The sequence below is a fragment of the Nocardia sp. BMG51109 genome, assembly GCF_000526215.1.
Taxonomy (GTDB): domain Bacteria; phylum Actinomycetota; class Actinomycetes; order Mycobacteriales; family Mycobacteriaceae; genus Nocardia.
In genome coordinates, this window is record NZ_JAFQ01000004.1 from 2,221,121 (window position 1) to 2,236,959 (window position 15,839).

Annotated in this window: 13 protein-coding genes and 1 riboswitch; of the genes, 2 read left to right on the forward strand and 11 right to left on the reverse strand. The window is 69.4% G+C overall.

The window, feature by feature from the left end:
- Positions 1–7 precede the first annotated feature (7 nt).
- The 4 genes from D892_RS0111530 to D892_RS0111545 form a co-directional block, all read right to left on the reverse strand.
- Positions 8–1,363 carry a cytochrome P450 gene (locus D892_RS0111530; RefSeq protein ID WP_024801383.1) on the reverse strand — a complete coding sequence of 452 codons (1,356 nt, stop codon included), beginning with the start codon at positions 1,361–1,363 and terminating at the stop codon, positions 8–10.
- A gap of 123 nt (positions 1,364–1,486) precedes the next feature.
- Complete coding sequence (locus D892_RS0111535; protein WP_024801384.1) at positions 1,487–3,136, reverse strand: acyl-CoA synthetase; 1,650 nt, start codon at positions 3,134–3,136, stop codon at positions 1,487–1,489.
- A gap of 61 nt (positions 3,137–3,197) precedes the next feature.
- The gene (locus tag D892_RS0111540; RefSeq protein ID WP_024801385.1) at positions 3,198–4,073 is read right to left on the reverse strand and encodes an SDR family NAD(P)-dependent oxidoreductase; all 876 of its coding nucleotides are present in this window, start codon (positions 4,071–4,073) and stop codon (positions 3,198–3,200) included.
- A 32-nt stretch (positions 4,074–4,105) separates the two neighbouring features.
- A complete protein-coding gene (locus D892_RS0111545; protein ID WP_024801386.1) occupies positions 4,106–4,891 on the reverse strand; it encodes an SDR family oxidoreductase in 786 nt (261 codons plus the stop codon).
- Between the two features lie 205 nt (positions 4,892–5,096).
- On the opposite strand from D892_RS0111545, the gene D892_RS0111550 reads away from it, so the two are divergent.
- Positions 5,097–5,693 (forward strand): TetR family transcriptional regulator, encoded by a 597-nt coding sequence (locus tag D892_RS0111550; RefSeq protein ID WP_024801387.1) that lies wholly within the window; start codon positions 5,097–5,099, stop codon positions 5,691–5,693.
- A 72-nt stretch (positions 5,694–5,765) separates the two neighbouring features.
- On the opposite strand, the gene D892_RS0111555 is transcribed toward D892_RS0111550, so the two are convergent.
- The gene (locus D892_RS0111555; RefSeq protein WP_024801388.1) at positions 5,766–6,500 is read right to left on the reverse strand and encodes a glucose 1-dehydrogenase; all 735 of its coding nucleotides are present in this window, start codon (positions 6,498–6,500) and stop codon (positions 5,766–5,768) included.
- Positions 6,501–6,593: 93 nt separating this feature from the next.
- Here D892_RS0111555 and D892_RS0111560 point away from each other — a divergent pair, with 93 nt between their 5' ends.
- Positions 6,594–7,670 (forward strand): diacylglycerol kinase, encoded by a 1,077-nt coding sequence (locus D892_RS0111560; protein WP_024801389.1) that lies wholly within the window; start codon positions 6,594–6,596, stop codon positions 7,668–7,670.
- A gap of 42 nt (positions 7,671–7,712) precedes the next feature.
- Here the strand turns inward: D892_RS0111560 and D892_RS0111565 are convergent, their stop codons facing one another.
- From D892_RS0111565 to D892_RS0111590, 6 genes are all read right to left on the reverse strand, one after another.
- Entirely contained in the window at positions 7,713–8,939 is a 1,227-nt protein-coding gene (locus D892_RS0111565; protein WP_024801390.1) for a cytochrome P450, read from the reverse strand.
- Positions 8,940–9,366: 427 nt separating this feature from the next.
- Positions 9,367–11,022 carry an ABC transporter ATP-binding protein gene (locus tag D892_RS40945; RefSeq protein WP_084161500.1) on the reverse strand — a complete coding sequence of 552 codons (1,656 nt, stop codon included), beginning with the start codon at positions 11,020–11,022 and terminating at the stop codon, positions 9,367–9,369.
- 443 nt (positions 11,023–11,465) lie between these two features.
- Positions 11,466–12,287, reverse strand: a complete 822-nt coding sequence (locus D892_RS0111575; RefSeq protein ID WP_024801392.1) for an ABC transporter permease — start codon at positions 12,285–12,287, stop codon at positions 11,466–11,468.
- The gene (locus D892_RS0111580; RefSeq protein WP_024801393.1) at positions 12,284–13,252 is read right to left on the reverse strand and encodes an ABC transporter permease; all 969 of its coding nucleotides are present in this window, start codon (positions 13,250–13,252) and stop codon (positions 12,284–12,286) included. The genes D892_RS0111575 and D892_RS0111580 overlap by 4 nt, the downstream gene beginning before the upstream one ends.
- Positions 13,253–13,258: 6 nt before the next feature.
- Complete coding sequence (locus tag D892_RS0111585; RefSeq protein WP_036566939.1) at positions 13,259–14,023, reverse strand: trans-aconitate 2-methyltransferase; 765 nt, start codon at positions 14,021–14,023, stop codon at positions 13,259–13,261.
- Positions 14,020–15,546 carry an ABC transporter substrate-binding protein gene (locus D892_RS0111590; RefSeq protein ID WP_024801395.1) on the reverse strand — a complete coding sequence of 509 codons (1,527 nt, stop codon included), beginning with the start codon at positions 15,544–15,546 and terminating at the stop codon, positions 14,020–14,022. The genes D892_RS0111585 and D892_RS0111590 overlap by 4 nt, the downstream gene beginning before the upstream one ends.
- Positions 15,547–15,643: 97 nt before the next feature.
- Positions 15,644–15,756: riboswitch (cobalamin riboswitch) on the reverse strand.
- Between the last annotated feature and the right edge of the window lie 83 nt (positions 15,757–15,839).

Here is a 15,839-nt window from a genome sequence, read left to right on the forward strand (position 1 = left end):
GCGTCGCTCATGCCCGGTGCCTGCGGCGGTAGCGGACGGCGCAGGGCTGCTGTAGCTGCACGACCATCTTCGAGTGGTCGTTGCGGTAGGTGTCGGACGGCTGCACCATCTCGAATTCCCAGTCCCGCAACAGGATCGAGAAGATCGCCTTCAGCTGCATGAGGGCGAAGGCCGCGCCGACGCAGCGGTGCCGCCCGGCGCCGAAGGGGATCCAGGTCCAGCGGTTGATCAGATCGGCCTGGTTCGGATCGATGTAGCGGCCCGGATCGAACCGATCGGGCTCGGGGAAGTCCTCCGGGATGCGGTTGGACACCGCGGGGGTGGCCGCGACCATATCGCCGGGCGCGATCCGATTGCCGCACACCTCGAACTCGTCGCGGGCGATCCGCATCAGGATGATCAGCGGCGGATGCAGCCGCAGCGTCTCCTTCAGCACCGCCTCCAGCTGCGGAATCTGCCGCAGCGCATGGAAACTGACGTCCTTGCCGTCGGCATAGAGCTCGTCGAGCTCGGTGACCACCTGGTCGAGCACGCCGGGATTGCGCAGCAACTCGATGACCGTCCACGCCGCGGTGCCGGAGGTGGTGTGGTGCCCGGCGAACATCATCGAGATGAAGATGCCGGTGATCTCGCTGGCGGAGAACCGCAGCTCGCCCTGCTCGTCGCGGACCGAGACGAGCACGTCCAGCATGTCCCGATCCTCCTTGCCCCGAGGAGGATTCGCGATCCGCCCGTTCATGATCTCCTGCACCAGCTCGACCAGTTCGGCCCGGGCGGCGTCGCGGCGGCGGAAGCTCTCGATCGGCGCGTAGGGGTCGACGTAGCACAGCGCGTCGGTGCCCTGCTCCAGTTCGTGGTACAGGTGCGCGAAGCGGTCGTCGAGCTCCTCGCGGAACTTCACCCCGATCAGGCAGGCCGAGGAGGTGTAGATGGTCAGCTCGGCGAAGAACTCCAGCAGATCGATCTCACCCGAGTCACCCAAGCGTGAGAGCATCCGATCCACCTCGCGGGCAATGGTTTCCGCATGACCGCGCATGTGCTCACCGCGCAGCGCCTGATTGTGCAGCATCTCCTTGCGGCGCTCCGGGCTGGCGTCGAACACCACGCCCTCGCCGAAGATCGGCTTCATGAACGGATACGCCGCACCCTGATCCAGATCCTCGTCGGCGGAGCGGAAGAAGAACTCGTTGGCTTCCGCACCCGACAGCAGGATGACATCGTTGTCGGCCAGCCGGAACGATCCGACGTCACCGCATTCCGTGCGCACCCGCCGCATCAGCGCGATCGGATCGGTACGGAACTCCTCCAGATGTCCGTGCTCGTGTTCGCCACCGGAGACCTGCTGCGGCTTGACCACCGTCATCTTTCGAACCCTTCAGCCGATGTCTCGTCATACAAGTTGCTGGACACTTGTCTGGACGGTACTACGGTTACCGTTGCGGAGCAAGACTCCGCTGGTCCAGCGGTGCCCAGGGAGGCCGACGCACTAGCCGACGACATGGTCCGGCGACCGCGACTCGGCGTACTCCCGGGCCCAGCGGTAGTCGGGTTTACCGCTCGGCGCGCGGCGGACGACGTCGGTCACCCAGATCCGGCGCGGGAGCTTGTAGCCGGCCAGATGAGCGCGGATATGACGCTCCAGCGCCCCGAAATCGATATCGCCGGAGGCGGTGTGAACCGAACCGGCGCCGGCCACCGAGACGACCGCCGCCACCTGGTGGCCCCACTGATCGTGCGGGACACCGATGACCACGGCGTCGTAGATCGAGTCGTACGCCTTGGTGACGGCCTCGACCTCCTCGGCGAACACCTTCTCCCCGCCGGTGTTGATCACCATGTTGCCCCGGCCGATCAGCGTGATCGAGCCGTCCTCCTCGACCCGCGCCCGGTCGTCCGTGATCACCATGCGGACCCCGTCGACGGTCCGGAAGAGCTTGTCGGTCTTGACCTGGTCCTTGTAGTACCCGATAGGGACCGAACCGGTCTTGGCGAACCATCCCTCGCCCGCGGTGACCCGGCGCCCGGCGTCGTCGACCACCACCGAGCCGCGGCCGACCTGCACGCGCGGCCCCCGGCCCGGGTCGTCGTCGCGCTGCGCGAAACCCATACCGCCGAAGCCGGTTTCGGAGGATCCGATCGAGTCGGAGATCAGTGCCTGCGGAAACAGTTCCAGCAGATCGTTCTTCGCCGCCTGGGACAGCAGCGCGGCGCCCGAGGCGATGACGAACAGCGACGACGCGTCGACCGGGTCGGCCCGATAGGCGTCGATCAGCGGCCGCGCCATGGCGTCACCGGTGATCACCAGCACCCCCGGCCGTTCCCGGGCGACCGTCTCCCACACCGTCGCCGCGTCGAACGCGGGCATCAGCACCACCGAGTTGCCGCTCCACAACGCGGTGAAAGTGGGCATCATCGCCGAGGGATGGATCAGCGGCGGCAGGATCAGCCACCGGCTCGGCATGGCCTGGGTCCCCATCCGCGACTGCTGGAACTCGTCGGCCACCGGCTCCCCGGTGTAGAAGTCGATGCCGCCGCCGAGCACCCGCCACATGTCCTCCTGCCGCCACATCACGCCTTTGGGCATGCCCGTGGTGCCGCCGGTGTAGACCATGAACAGGTCGTCGGGGCTGCGGTCGCCGAACACCCGCGCCGCCGGAAAATCCCGCAGCGCTTCCTCGTACGGCACCGAACCGGTCTCGACGGACGAATCCTGACCGTCGCCCACGACCGAGCCCTGACCATCGTCCACGATGATGGCCTGCCGCACCCCCGGCACCAGCGGCCGGACCCGCTCGACCAGCCGGGCGTACCGGCGATGGTGGAACACGACCTCCAGATCCGCGTTGTCGTAGACGTAGCGCAGTTCCTCGGCCCCGTACCGGTAGTTGATGTTGATCGGTACCGCGCGCAGCTTGTAGCAGGCGATGAGCGTCTCCATCGTCTCGATGGAGTTGTGCATCTGGATTCCGACGTGGGTCCCGGTGCCGACCCCGATCGATCCCAGATACCGCGACAGCCGGTCCGCGCGAGAATCCAGCTCCCGGTAGGTGATCCACCGCCTACCCTGCACGAGCGCCACCCGGTCGGGCATGGCGTCGACGGCGTGCTCGAACAGATCGGCGAAGTTGTTCGGCATTTTTCGACTTTCTCGAAGGTCGTTACACGACGGTCTGCGGCAATGTCTCGGGCCCGACCGGCTAGCCGCCGATCATGCGCGCCAGGTCGTCCACCTCCCAGGGCGGACTCTCGTTGTGATCGCGGAAACCGAGCGGAGTGGGCGTCGGCCGCGCGAATTTCCCGACGAATCCCCCTGCGGCGATGAGGACTTCGCCCGTCACCGCGGCCGCGGCGGACGAGGCCAGATACAGGTACACCGCGGCCGCGTACTCCGGCGGCGGTGCGTCCAATGCTCCGTGCATCGTCATCTCGTCGAGCATTCCGCGCCGATGCAGCTCGCGGATCTGCTCCTCGTAGTCGGCGCCGGTGGACAACCGCGTCCTCGCCCCCGGACAGACCACGTTCGCCCGCACCCCGTGCTCCTTCAGTTCCGCGGCGAGGGCGAGGGTCAGGCTCGTCACCGCGCCCTTCCCGGCCGGATAGCCGGTGCCGCCGTAATCACCGAGATAGGCGAACGATCCGGTGTTGACGATCGCACCGCCGCGTTGCGCCACCATCCGCGGCGCCGCCGCGCGGCAGGTGTTGAACGCCGTGGTCAGGTGCGCGTCGAGCAACGATCGCCATTCGGCGACGGTGATGTCGAGAATCGAGGACCGCGGCGATTCCGCGACCGCCGCGCAGTTCACCAGGATGTCGATGGACCCGAACTCGGCGACGCAGCGGTCGATCAACCGATCGGCGACCTTCTCGTCGGCGGCCGACCCCGCGACGGCCGCCGCACGGCCACCGGCGTGCTCGATCGCGCCGGCGACCTCGTGCACGGCATTCTCGCTGCGCGAGTTGACGATCACGCCGGCACCCTGCGCGGCCAGCAGCTCGGCCACGGCGCGACCGATGCCGCTGCCGCCGCCGACCACGACCGCCCCGCGACCCGGCAACAACCGCTCGCCGGTCATATCCGCCTCCCCACTCGCCGTCGCGTCGCCGTTCATGTCGCGGGCGCCTCCAGCGGCGCCTCGGGCTGGACCTCGACCACCACGAGATGAGCGCCGCGCGGCGTATTCACCACCGCGGCAACGGCGGCCGCCATATCCGAGGCGCGCAGCAGATAGGGATGGCGGGCGAAGCCCCACTTCACCCAGTCCTCGATCAGCGGACCGACGACCTCTGCCGACGCGTCGCCGCCCATCCCGGTGCGGGTGGGGCCCGGCCGGACCAGCGAGGCTCGGACCCCGGTGCCCTCCAACTCCATCCGGAGCTGCCGCGTCAGCGCCTCGACGCCGGCCTTCGACGCGCTGTAGGCGCCGGTGCGCGGCCGCGGATCGGGGGCGCAGTCCGACCCGATCACGACGAAATCGCCGCGCTGCCGTTCGATCATTCCCGGCAGCACCCGGTGGGCCAGCCGCTGCACCGCCGTCAGGTGCACATTCACCTGCAGCGCGAAACGTTCCGGATCCATCTCGTGGATCAGCGCGAATTCCAGATCACCGGCGCCGGAGACCAGGATCTCGGCCGGCCCGTGGGCGGCCTCCGCGGCGGTGACGAACTCGTCGACGGCGGTGCCGTCGGTGACATCCAGATAGTGCGCGATCGCCTCGCCGCCGTCGGCGCGGATCTTGCCGACCAGCTCTTCGCACTGTTCGACCCGGCGCGCGCCCAGCGCCACCGGATGTCCCTGCGCGGCCAGCATCGCGGCGGTCGCGGCGCCGATTCCCGAGGAGGCGCCCGCGATCAGTACGGGGCGGCGCGGGGGATTCGGTTCGAAACGTGGCATTGGTTCGACCCTCCGGAGAACGCCAGAATTCACAGATGTCCGGGCATATCTAAAACACTTGACCGGACAGGTGTCCGAACATTAACACGGCGAACCCCGAGGCACAATGGACCAGGCGTGAGCGTTGCCGGGACGGCCGGAATCCGGCGGCCGACGCGCCGGGCGGCAATTTGCTCCACCTATCGACCGCCCGTAGTCTGGACAGGTGTCCGATCATGATTCCGTCGCCGGTGAGTCGACCCGCCGCCGCCTGAACAAGAAGCAGGCCGACACCGTCGACCGCCTGACGAAGGCCTCCGTCGACGTGCTCGCGAGCGCCGGATTCAGCGGTCTGACCGTGCGCATGGTGGCCGCGGCCGCGGGCGTGGGCACGGCGACCGCCTACACCTATTTCTCCTCCAAAGAGCATCTGATCGCCGAGGCGTTCTGGCGGCGCCTCGCCCAGACCCCACCGCCGGACCACTCCGGCATCGACGATATCGCGGCCCGGGCCGTCGTGGCGCTGCGGCAGATCGCCGGCATCCTGGGCAGCGAACCGGAGATGGCGAACGCCGTCACCAGCGCACTACTGGGGAGCGATCCCGACGTCGCGCACCTGCGCATCCGGATCGGGCTGGAGATTCGGCGGCGGATCATCGACGCGCTCGGCTCGGATTCCGATCCCGACCTCATCGAGGCGTTGGAGCTGCTGTATTCGGGGGCGCTGCTGCGGGCGGGGATGGGATACGCCTCGTACACCGAGATCGCCGACCGCATGGAGACCACCGCGCGGCTGCTGCTGGCCGCGGCCGACATGCACTAGGTCCCCGAAATGCACTGGGTCCGAGGCCGGTTCGGCCCCGGACCGCCTGCCTGTATCAGCTGCCCACCTGTGCTACTTGTGCGGTACCGCCGCCACCAGGCCACCGTCCATGACGAACTCCGATCCGGTCGCGTACGCGGACTCGTCGCTGGCCAGGAAGACGACGAAGGTGGAGACCTCGGCGGGTTCGGCCGGGCGGCCCAGCGGGATGGTCACCAGGTCGTCGGGGATGTTCGCCGTCATCGGCGTGCGGATCAGGCCGGGGTGCAGCGAGTTGACCCGGATCTTGTGCGGCGCCAGCTCCAGGGCAGCCGATTTGGCCAGCCCCCGGACACCCCACTTGGAGGCCACGTAGCCGTGCGCCCAGGGCGCGCCCCGCAGGCCCTCGATCGAGGAGACGTTGATGATCGAACCGCCACCGGCGGCGATCATCGGCTCGATCGACGCCTGAATGCCGAGGAACGTGCCGGTGAGGTTGACGTCGAGGATCTGGCGCCACTTCTCCAGGGAGAACTTCTGCAACGAGCTGCCGTTGATGATGCCCGCGTTGTTGACCAGGACGTCGAGCTTGCCGAAATCGTCGACGGCCGTGGCGACCGCCGCCTGCCACTGATCGGGCTGAGTGACGTCGAGAGGGACGTAGCGGGCCGCCTCGGCGAGCTCGCCGGCCAGGGCCTTGCCCTCGTCGTCGAGGATGTCGCCGATGACCACGCGGGCGCCCTCGGCCACCAGCTGCCGGGCGTGCTCGGCCCCCATCCCCCGCGCGCCCCCGCTGATCAGTGCAACCTTGCCATCTACACGTCCCATGGCCGTGACGCTACCATACGAACTAGAACATGTTCCAGACACTGGTCCGGAAGGCTGTTCACTGTCCCGAGGTTCTGTCACGAGGAGTTTTGTATGCCCATTCGCGTCGCACACATCGGCACCGGAAATGTCGGACGGCTCGCGCTCGGCCAGCTGATCGACGACCCGCAGTACGAGCTGGTCGCGGTCGGTGTGTCGACGCCGGCGAAGGTGGGCAGGGACGCCGGCGAACTCGCCGGACTCGACGTCCACACCGGCATCGCGGCCACCGACGACATGGACGAGGTGCTCGCCACCCGGCCGGACTGCGCGGTGTACTGCGCGATGGGCGACACCCGGCTGCCCCAGGCGATGGCGGATGTGCAGCGGATTCTCGCCGCCGGGATCGATGTCGTCGGATCCGCGCCGGGCACGCTGCAGTACCCGTGGCAGGTGATGGCGGACAAGTACATCGGGCGCGTGGAAGAGGCCGCGCGCCAGGGCGATTCGAGTGTGTTCATCACCGGTGTCGACCCCGGCTTCGCCAACGACCTGATCCCGTTCGCCTTCGCCGGCACCTGTCAGGAGATCGAACAGGTGCGGTGCAGCGAGATCGCCGACTACGCCACCTACGACGGCTCCACCGTCATGTTCGACGTCATGGGATTCGGCAAGCCGCTGAGCGAGATGCCGATGCTGTTCCAGCCGGGCGTGCTGAGTCTGGCCTGGGGTACGACGCTCCGGCAGCTGTCGGCCGGACTGGGCATCACGCTGGACGAGATCACCGAGACCACGGACCGCGAGCCCGCGCCCGAGGCGTTCGACGTGGCCGCCGGGCACATCCCCGAGGGCGGCCTGGCGGCCGTGCGCTTCGAGATCCACGGGATCGTCGACGGGCGCTCGGCGATCGTGGTCGAGCACGTCACCCGGCTGCGCGGGGATCTGCGGCCGGACTGGCCACAGCCGGCGCAACCGGGCGGCTCGTATCGGGTCGAGATCGTCGGCGAACCCTCCTACACCGTCGACATCTGCCCGACCAGCCGGCGCGGCGACCACAACCACGCCGCCATCGTCGCGGCCGCCGGGCGGATCGTGAACGCCATACCGGCGGTGGTCGCGGCGCCGGCCGGCATCCGGACCACCCTGGATCTCCCGCTGATCACCGGCAAGGGGCTCTACACGCGGCACTGACCGGCGCCGACCGGCTCGCCGGAATCCGCCGGGCGAGCCGGTCTACCGGTAGGACACCTGCCAATGCTTGATGCCGTTGATCCAGCCGGACCGCAGGCGTTCGGGGGCGGCGAGTTCGCGGAGGTTGGGCATGGCATCCGCGATGGCGTTGAACATCAGGTCGATCTCCAGCCGGGCCAGGTTCGCGCCGATGCAGAAGTGCACGCCGGTCCCGCCGAACCCCAGGTGGGGGTTGGGATCGCGCAGCACGTCGAAGGTGAACGGATTCTCGAACGCGGCGTCGTCGAAATTGGCCGAGCTGTAGAACAATCCGAGCCGATCGCCCGCCTTGATCGGCCGGCCGCCCAGCTCGTGATCCTCGGTCGCGGTGCGCTGGAACGCCGTCACGGGGGTGGCCCAGCGCACGATCTCGTCGGGTGCGGTGCGCGGCCGCTGCTCGCGGTAGAGCTCCCACTGTTCGGGATGGTCGACGAACGCCTTCATCCCGTGCGAGATCGCGTTGCGGGTGGTCTCGTTGCCGGCCACCGACAACAGGATCACGAAGAATCCGAATTCGTCCGAACCGAGCGCCTCCCCGTCGACATCGGCGTTGACGAGCTGACTGACGATGTCGTCGACCGGGGTCCGGCGGCGCTGCTCGGCCATGTTCCAGGCGTAGCCGAGGATCTCCGCCGACGCCACGACCGGGTCGCCGTATTCGGGATCGTCGTAGTTCAGCATCTGGTTCGACCAGTCGAACAGCTTGTGCCGGTCGTCCTGGGGCACGCCCAGCAGCTCGGCGATGGCCTGCAGCGGCAGCTCGCAGGCGACCTGCTCGACGAAGTCACCGCCGCCGGAATCCTTGGCCGCGTGCACGATTCGTTCGGCCCGTTCGGTCAGGGCCGCGCGCAGCCCCTCCACCGCGCGGGGACTGAACCCCTTCGAGACGATGCGCCGGATCTTGGTGTGCTTGGGCGGATCCATGTTCACCAGCAGGGCCGTGGTGGACTCCAGCTGCTCCGGCTCCGCGAAACCGGGCAGCCGGATGATCGCCCCCTTCTCCTGCGAGGAGTACCGCTCCGGGCGGCGCGAGATCTCCTTGATGTCCTCGTGCCGGCTCACCACCCAGTACCCGCCGTCCTCGAACGGCGCGGCCTGCTCGGGCGTCTGCTGGTTCCACCACACCGGGGCGGTGCTGCGCAGATCGGCGAATTCGGCGACCGGACTGCGAGCGGCCCACAACTCGGGGTCGGTGAAATCGAACCCCGCCGGTATCGACGGTGCGCCCATAATTCCTCCTCACGTCCGCATCGTCGCGAACTTCAGATCAACCGCGAAAGTGCCGGGCCGAGCATGCCGACGGCCTGCTCACGCCGCGGCGGCCCGGATAATAGGACAGCATCCCGGACATGTGTCTGGACGCTACCACCGTACAGCAGTGCGGACAATGAATCCCGGTCTCCGGCCCGATCTTCGAGGGACCGCCGCGGCCCTGGCAGTCGCGGCCGACAGCTGTGCCCCGCACCCGGACGGCATCGGGACCTGATCCGGGTCGATGGAGGGTTCGCACCGGACGACATCGTCGCCTGCTCCGAGTCGGGGGCCACCCGAATCCGCCGCGCGATGCCCGGGGCCGACAAGAGCGCGGTGCCCGTTGGTCCCTAGGTTCGGCAACGGATCGCCGAGGCCCGGCGGTGTTCACGAGACCCGGAGGTGTTCAGGGGTGGTCGAGCTGCTCCGCATCGAGCAGGCTGCGCATGATCGTCGTCTCGGGGTGTGCGAGAAGGGTTTCCGGGGTGCCGGTTTCGGCGATCCGGCCGCGGTCGACGATGGCGATGCGGTCCGCTCGGCCGAGTTGGCCGCGCAGGTCGTGGCTGATGGACAGCACCGCGGCGCCGGTGCTGCGGCGATACTCGTCGACGTAGTCGAGGATCCGCCGGGCCATCGGCCGGTCCAGGGCCGTGGTGATCTCGTCGCAGATCAGCACCCGCGGATGCGCCAGCAGGGCACGGGTGAGCGCGGCGCGCTGCAGTTCGCCGCCCGATAATCCGGACGGATGCCGCCGCGCCTGGTCGCCGTCGATGCCCAGGTCGGCCAGCATCCCGACGGCGGCGGACCGGGCGGATTCCCGGTCGAGCCCGCGCAGCCGGACACCGGTCGCGGCGACCTGATCGAGCACCGGGCGACGCGGGTCGAACGACGACGCCGACTCCTGCCAGACGTACTGGACCGCGGCGATCTGCGCACGGGAGCGCTTGCGCAGCACCGGTATCGGCGCGCCGTCGAGCAGTACCGCGCCGGAATCCGGGGCGACCAGCCCGGCGACACAGCGCGCGAGGGTGGACTTGCCCGCGCCGGAGACGCCGATCATCCCGAGCAGTTCGCCCTGCCCGAGTTCGAGATCGACGCTCCGCAGCACCGGAGTACCGCGCAGTGCGAGCGACACTTCGCGCAGCCGTACCGCGGGCCGGGCGGTGCGCGGCGCGGCCGGGCGTCGCGCCGGTTCATCGGCCGCCGTCGAGCCGTCCGCGACCAGGCGCCCCGCGCGCACGAACAGGATCCGGTCGCTGATCCGGTCGGCCGCGAACGGATCGTGCGTGATGAGCACGACGGCCTTTCCGGCACAGCGCAATCCGGCCAGCCCGGCCAGCAGGTCGGCACGCGCGATCGAATCCAGCCCGACGGTGGGCTCGTCGACCACCAGCACATCGGGCTCGCAGGCCAGGACCTGAGCCAGCGCGAGCCGGGCACGCTCGCCACCCGAGAACTGATGCGGGAACTTGCGCAGGAACCGATCGAGATCGGCATCGACGATATCGAAGGCGGCGCTCGACAGCGCCTGTGCCACATGCGCCCGTCGCCGGGCGCGGCCGCGGCGCCGACCGCCCGCGCGTCGATGGTGCAGCTCGGCCAGCTCACCCAGCGCCGCCCCGATGCGCCGCGCGGGATTCAGTGTCGCCGCGGCATTCTGCGGCAGATAGCCGACCCGCAGCCGGCCGGGCTCACCGGCACGGCGAATCTCACCGCCGATCTCGATACCCGGCCGGTCCACGCCGGCCAGCGCCGCCGCGATCGTGGTCTTCCCGGCGCCGGAGGGGCCGAACAGCGTGATGATCTGCCCGGCACGGACATCGAAGTCGACGTCCTCGACGAGCACGGCCGCCCCCGCACGAGCGGTGAGCCCGCGCACCGAAAGCACCACCGGCCCCTCCTCGTCCACGGCTCCGCCGTCTGCGACAGCCTCATCGGCTGAATCGTTGTCCAGGACACCGCTCTTCACGACGCGGCCGGTCACCGCGTTGCGATTCGCTACGCCGACGCTCACCGGATTGCCGTGGGCGGCACCGCCACTCGCCGGGCCGTCATCGGCCATCGCCGGTTCGTCGTCGGACGTACGAGGCTTCGGGGCACTGTCGTCCGAGGTAGCGGGCCTCACCGGATCGTCGTCCGGCACGCTGCTATTCGCAACACGACCATCCACGAAATTCCCTTGTGCGGCAGTGCCGAGCGCCGGACTGCCGTGTGCGGCACTGCTGTGCGACAGGCCACTCTCTTCAGCACCTCCGTTCGAGGCACTCTCGACCACCGGATGCCCGTCCGCGGCGCTGCCGTGCGTCGGATCGCTGTTCGCGGCACCGTCGTGCGCCGGACTGCCGTGGGCAGAACCGCCGGCCGGACTGCTGTCCGCGGCACGGGACTTCGCCCGAATGTCGTTCGCGGCCACGCGGTTCGCGGGACCGTGTTCGGGCGATTTCTTGTGCGCGGCACCGTCGGCCGAATTGATATTCGGGGCATCGGTTTTCGGGGGATTGTCGGTCACGGGGACTCGCTTGCTCGGGCCGTGCGGGTGGCGATGGTGCGTGGGTCGGCGAGAAGGTCGTCGCACAGTAGGTTGATCCCGACGACCAGCAGCACGATCAGGCCCGCCGGCAGCGCGACCGACCATGGCGCGATGGTCAGCGCGTCCTTGTTGGCGGCCACCGAGACCGCCCAGTCCGTGGACGTGGTGTCGAAGCCGAGGCCCAGGAAGTTGGCGGAGGCGAGGAAGTAGACCGCCGTCGTGAAGCGCACGCCGAGGTCGGCGGCGATCGGGCGGATCATCTCGCGCGCGGCGTAGTTCCCGTACCGGTAGGCCCGGCTCTCGCCCTGCATCCGCAGGGCGTCCATCACCGGGCCGTGCACGACCGACCGGGCCGCCATCCGCACGAAACGGGCGATCGGCGCCACCAGCGCGATACCGACCGCGCAGGCGATCGCCACCGCCGACCCGCGCGTGCGCAGCGCGGCCACCATGATGATCAGCAGCGACGGCAGGCACAGCAGCACATCGATCGGCCGCATCAGCAACTCGTCGAGCCACGCCCGCGGCGCCGCGGCGGCCGCCACACCGATCAGGAACCCCACGACGTAGGCGCCGAGCACGGTCAGCGCGGCGACCAGGAGAAAAGTGCGGCCGCCCGTCAGCGCCGCGGCGAGCACGTCCCGGCCGAGGCGGTCGGTGCCGAACGGCGACCACTGCGACGACTCGAACGGCGCCTGCCGCTGCGCCGGCGCCGAGCCCGCGACGAACGGTCCGGCGACCGCGAACAGCAGCGGCACCGCCACCAGCGTGAGATATATCCACCGCCGCCGGGTCATCGCGGCATGCCTTCCGCGGAGCGGGGAACCAGCCGCCGGCCGACGAGATCGATCAGCAGGTTGACCACGACGGCGACGACACCGGTGATCGAGACGATCGCGAGGATCACCGGATCGTCGCGGTTGCCGATCGCCCCGATCAGCTCCGACGCGATACCGGGCAGCACGAATACGGCCTCGACGATGAGTACCCCGGACAGCAGCCCGTCCCCGGTCCGCCCGAGCTCCTGCAACGCCGGCCCGAGCGCATTGGGCGCGACGTGCCGCAGCAACAGCGATCCGCGGCCGACGCCGAGCCGCCGGGCCTGCGCGATATAGGGCTGGTCCAGCACGTCGACGACCCCGGCCCGCACCTGCCGCACGAGCGGGGCCGCGACCCGGGCGACCATCACGATCAGCGGCAGGACCAGATATTCGGGCCGCGCGAGCAGTGTGTCCTGATCGGTGCCGAGAAATGTCGCCGGCAGCAGCCGCAGATTCACCGCCAGATAGGTGACCAGCAGCACCGCCAGCACGAAATCCGGCACCGAGTCGAATCCGATACTGACCGAGGTGATTACGCGATCGCGCAGCGAGCCCGGCCGCAATCCGGCGGCGAAACCGGCCGCGACCGCGATCGGCAGCAACAGCGCCAGCGCCAGCACCGCCATCAGTCCGGTGGTCAGGAACGGCTGCAGGATCAGGGCGCCGACCCGCTCGCCACTGGCGTAGGAGACGCCGAAATCCCCGGTCACCGCGCGGGCGAGCCAATCCAGGAACCGCCGCACCGGAGCCACGTCCAGCCCCAGCAGCTGCCGGGCCTCGGCACGCTGATCCGCGCCGAGCACGTTGTTGTTCTGCACGTCGGCGGCGTCGCCGGGCAGCAGCAGCGACAGCACGAACACCAGCACGAGCAGCACGAGCAGTTGCCCGACACCGATTCCGGTCCGGCGCAGCACGAACCGGCCGAACGACGGCGCGGCCACGATCGGCTACCGGATCCCGACCACGATGCGGTCGTCGCCGTACTGCCAGACGAATCCGGCCTCGGCGAACCCCGCCGCGCGCGCGAACGCGACGTAGTCGTGCGCGGTGGGGCGGTCGTGCACCTTGTGCTCGAACCCGCCGTTTCGCAGCCGGACCAGTTCGGCGAGTTCGGGCGCCTGCTCGACCGCCGCCCACCATGCCGCCCAGTCCTCGGCGTCCGCCGCGCCCGTCCGGTGCGCCCGGCGCGCGGTGATCGCCCGCCCCAGGCCGTCGAGCCGGGGACTGGCCTCGCCCTCGTAGAGGTGGTCGCCGTTGACGAACACCCCACCCGGCGCCAGCGCACGCGCGCAGGTCTCGATCATCGCGCGCAGCGGCTCGCGGTTCATCCAGTGCAGCGCCGTCGTGCTCACGAACGCGTCCGGTGCCCGCTCGAGGCCCAGTTCGCCGAACCAGTCCGCGGCGCGCAGATCGGCGAAAACCGTTCGGAAGCGCGGCGATCCGAGCACTCGATCGGCCAGCGCCAGCAGCAGCGGATCCGCGTCCACCCCGACGATGCTCACCGCGGGGAACCGGCGCAGCAGCCGCTCCGACAGAGTGCCCGGCCCGACGCCCAGGTCGACGATCAACGGATCGGGCCGATCGAGCTGCTCCGCCAGGATGTCGCCGATCACCTCGAACCGCTGTTCGCGATCGGGCATGTAGTGCTCCTGCTGGCGATCCCAGCGGTCCAGCCAGTACCGCGCCCGGTCGGCGTCCAGGGTGCCGGTCATCGGGCGGCCACCTTGTCGAACCGTGCCCAGTCGTGCGAATTGGGCACCGCCGCAGGGGCGTTGCGGACGGTGTCGCGCGCGGCGCTCAGCCAGTTCGTGGTGCCGAAGAACACGAATCCTCCTCTGTCATACAGTATTTCGTGCATCGTGCGGTAGATCGCCGTGCGCCCCTCCTCCGTCGGGGTGGCCTGCGCGCGGGCATACAGCCGGTCGAACTCCGGATCGGACCACTTCGTGCGGTTCTGCGGCGATCCGGTGAGCAGCCGGGAGGCGAAATGGTTGGGGATCGACAGCGGCCCGGACTGACCCATCGTGAGCTGGCCGGTGTTCAGCGCGTCGGCGTAGTAGCTGTCCTTCGAGCCGAGCACCACGTTCACCCGGACCCCGCAGCGTGCCGCCTGGTCGGCGAAAAGCCTTGCCACCTCCACGAATCCGTAGGCGACCGGGGCGGTGAACAGGTCGAACGACAGGTCGCGGACGCCGGCCCGGCTCAGCAGCCGCCCCACCTCGTCGGGGTCGTACCCGTGTTGCGGCAGGTCGGCGTAGTACTGATAGCCCTTGCCGAACACGTCGTTGGAGACCTCGCCCTCCCCCGCCAGCCCCACCTTCACCAGCTCCGCGCGATCCATCATCCGCATCACCGCACGCCGCACGTCCGGATTGTCGAACGGCGGCCGATCGGTCTTCATGGCGAAGAAGTAGATGCCGCTGTTCGGCGTCGACTCGAGCGAAACACCGCTCCGGCCACGCAATGTCCGGGCCGAGGCCGGCGTGAGGTTGTCCGCGAAGTCGATCTGGCCGCTCTGCACGGCCGCCAGCCGGGCGTCCGATTCCGCGCTGATGATCTCGAGCCGCCGCACCGAGGGCGCCCCGTCCCAGTAGCGGTCGTTCGCCGTGGCGACGAACTGCTTTCCCGGCTCGAACGATTCGAAGACGAACGGCCCGGTGCCGACCGGACGGGTCAGGTCGGTGGCACCGTCCTGGATGATCTTCGTCCCGTAGGCCGACAGCGCCGCCGGGAATTCGAAAGACGGCTGCCGCAGGGCGATCTCGACGGTCAGGTCGTCGACGGCCCGGCACTGCCCGAGATCGACCTGGTCGAGTGTGCTGGCGGCGATGAAAGGTCGCCGCTGCGGCGGACCGAGCACCCGGGCCACCGTGTAGAGCACGTCCCGGGAGGTGAACTTCTTCCCGTCGTGCCATTGCGCGTCGCGCAGCGCGATCCGCCACCTCGTGCCGTCGGCGTTCGGCTCGGCCGAGGCGGCCAGCCGGGGAGTCGGCCGCATCGCCCCGTCGATCTCGAACAGTCCGTCGTAGACCGCCTTCATCCGTGCCTCGTCGATGAACAGCGTGTTCACACCGGGATCGATGCCCTCTCCGGCACCGGATCCCTGAAAGGCGGCGGTGAACGTCTCGGTGTCACCCGCCCCCTGCCCACAGCCCACGGCCAACGCTCCCGCGGCGGCGGCACCGCCCAGCAGGAAACCGCGGCGGCTCATTCCCGGCGGCACGACACTCCGCATGTCCGACTCCCATCGCGTCCGGCACCCCACGCGAGAAGACATGCACAAACAAGCCGGCGGCTCACTCGGCGCATCGACCATTTCCACGTGATCGTGACCGTTCCGTAGTTGTGCCCGCAGGTATCTGGCTTCGGCTCATGACGAGCCTCACAGTTGCGGGACAGCCCCGGACTCACACCGGTCTTCCCCACGGGCACGCGATATCTTACGCAGGCCACGCCGCCGGATCCGAGGTGACCGTCCGCGGGTACGCCGATCGCGGTGCGCGCGTGTCGCCACGCCGTCGGAACCGT

Bases quoted from the DNA above. Each gene is read 5' to 3' on its own strand.
- D892_RS0111530 (WP_024801383.1), bottom strand. From the start codon at position 1,363: ATGACGGTGGTCAAGCCGCAGCAGGTCTCCGGTGGCGAACACGAGCAC.
- D892_RS0111535 (WP_024801384.1), bottom strand. From the start codon at position 3,136: ATGCCGAACAACTTCGCCGATCTGTTCGAGCACGCCGTCGACGCCATG.
- D892_RS0111540 (WP_024801385.1), bottom strand. From the start codon at position 4,073: ATGACCGGCGAGCGGTTGTTGCCGGGTCGCGGGGCGGTCGTGGTCGGC.
- D892_RS0111545 (WP_024801386.1), bottom strand. From the start codon at position 4,891: ATGCCACGTTTCGAACCGAATCCCCCGCGCCGCCCCGTACTGATCGCG.
- D892_RS0111555 (WP_024801388.1), bottom strand. From the start codon at position 6,500: ATGGGACGTGTAGATGGCAAGGTTGCACTGATCAGCGGGGGCGCGCGG.
- D892_RS0111560 (WP_024801389.1), top strand. From the start codon at position 6,594: ATGCCCATTCGCGTCGCACACATCGGCACCGGAAATGTCGGACGGCTC.
- D892_RS0111565 (WP_024801390.1), bottom strand. From the start codon at position 8,939: ATGGGCGCACCGTCGATACCGGCGGGGTTCGATTTCACCGACCCCGAG.
- D892_RS40945 (WP_084161500.1), bottom strand. From the start codon at position 11,022: ATGGCCGATGACGGCCCGGCGAGTGGCGGTGCCGCCCACGGCAATCCG.
- D892_RS0111575 (WP_024801392.1), bottom strand. From the start codon at position 12,287: ATGACCCGGCGGCGGTGGATATATCTCACGCTGGTGGCGGTGCCGCTG.
- D892_RS0111585 (WP_036566939.1), bottom strand. From the start codon at position 14,023: ATGACCGGCACCCTGGACGCCGACCGGGCGCGGTACTGGCTGGACCGC.
- D892_RS0111590 (WP_024801395.1), bottom strand. From the start codon at position 15,546: ATGCGGAGTGTCGTGCCGCCGGGAATGAGCCGCCGCGGTTTCCTGCTG.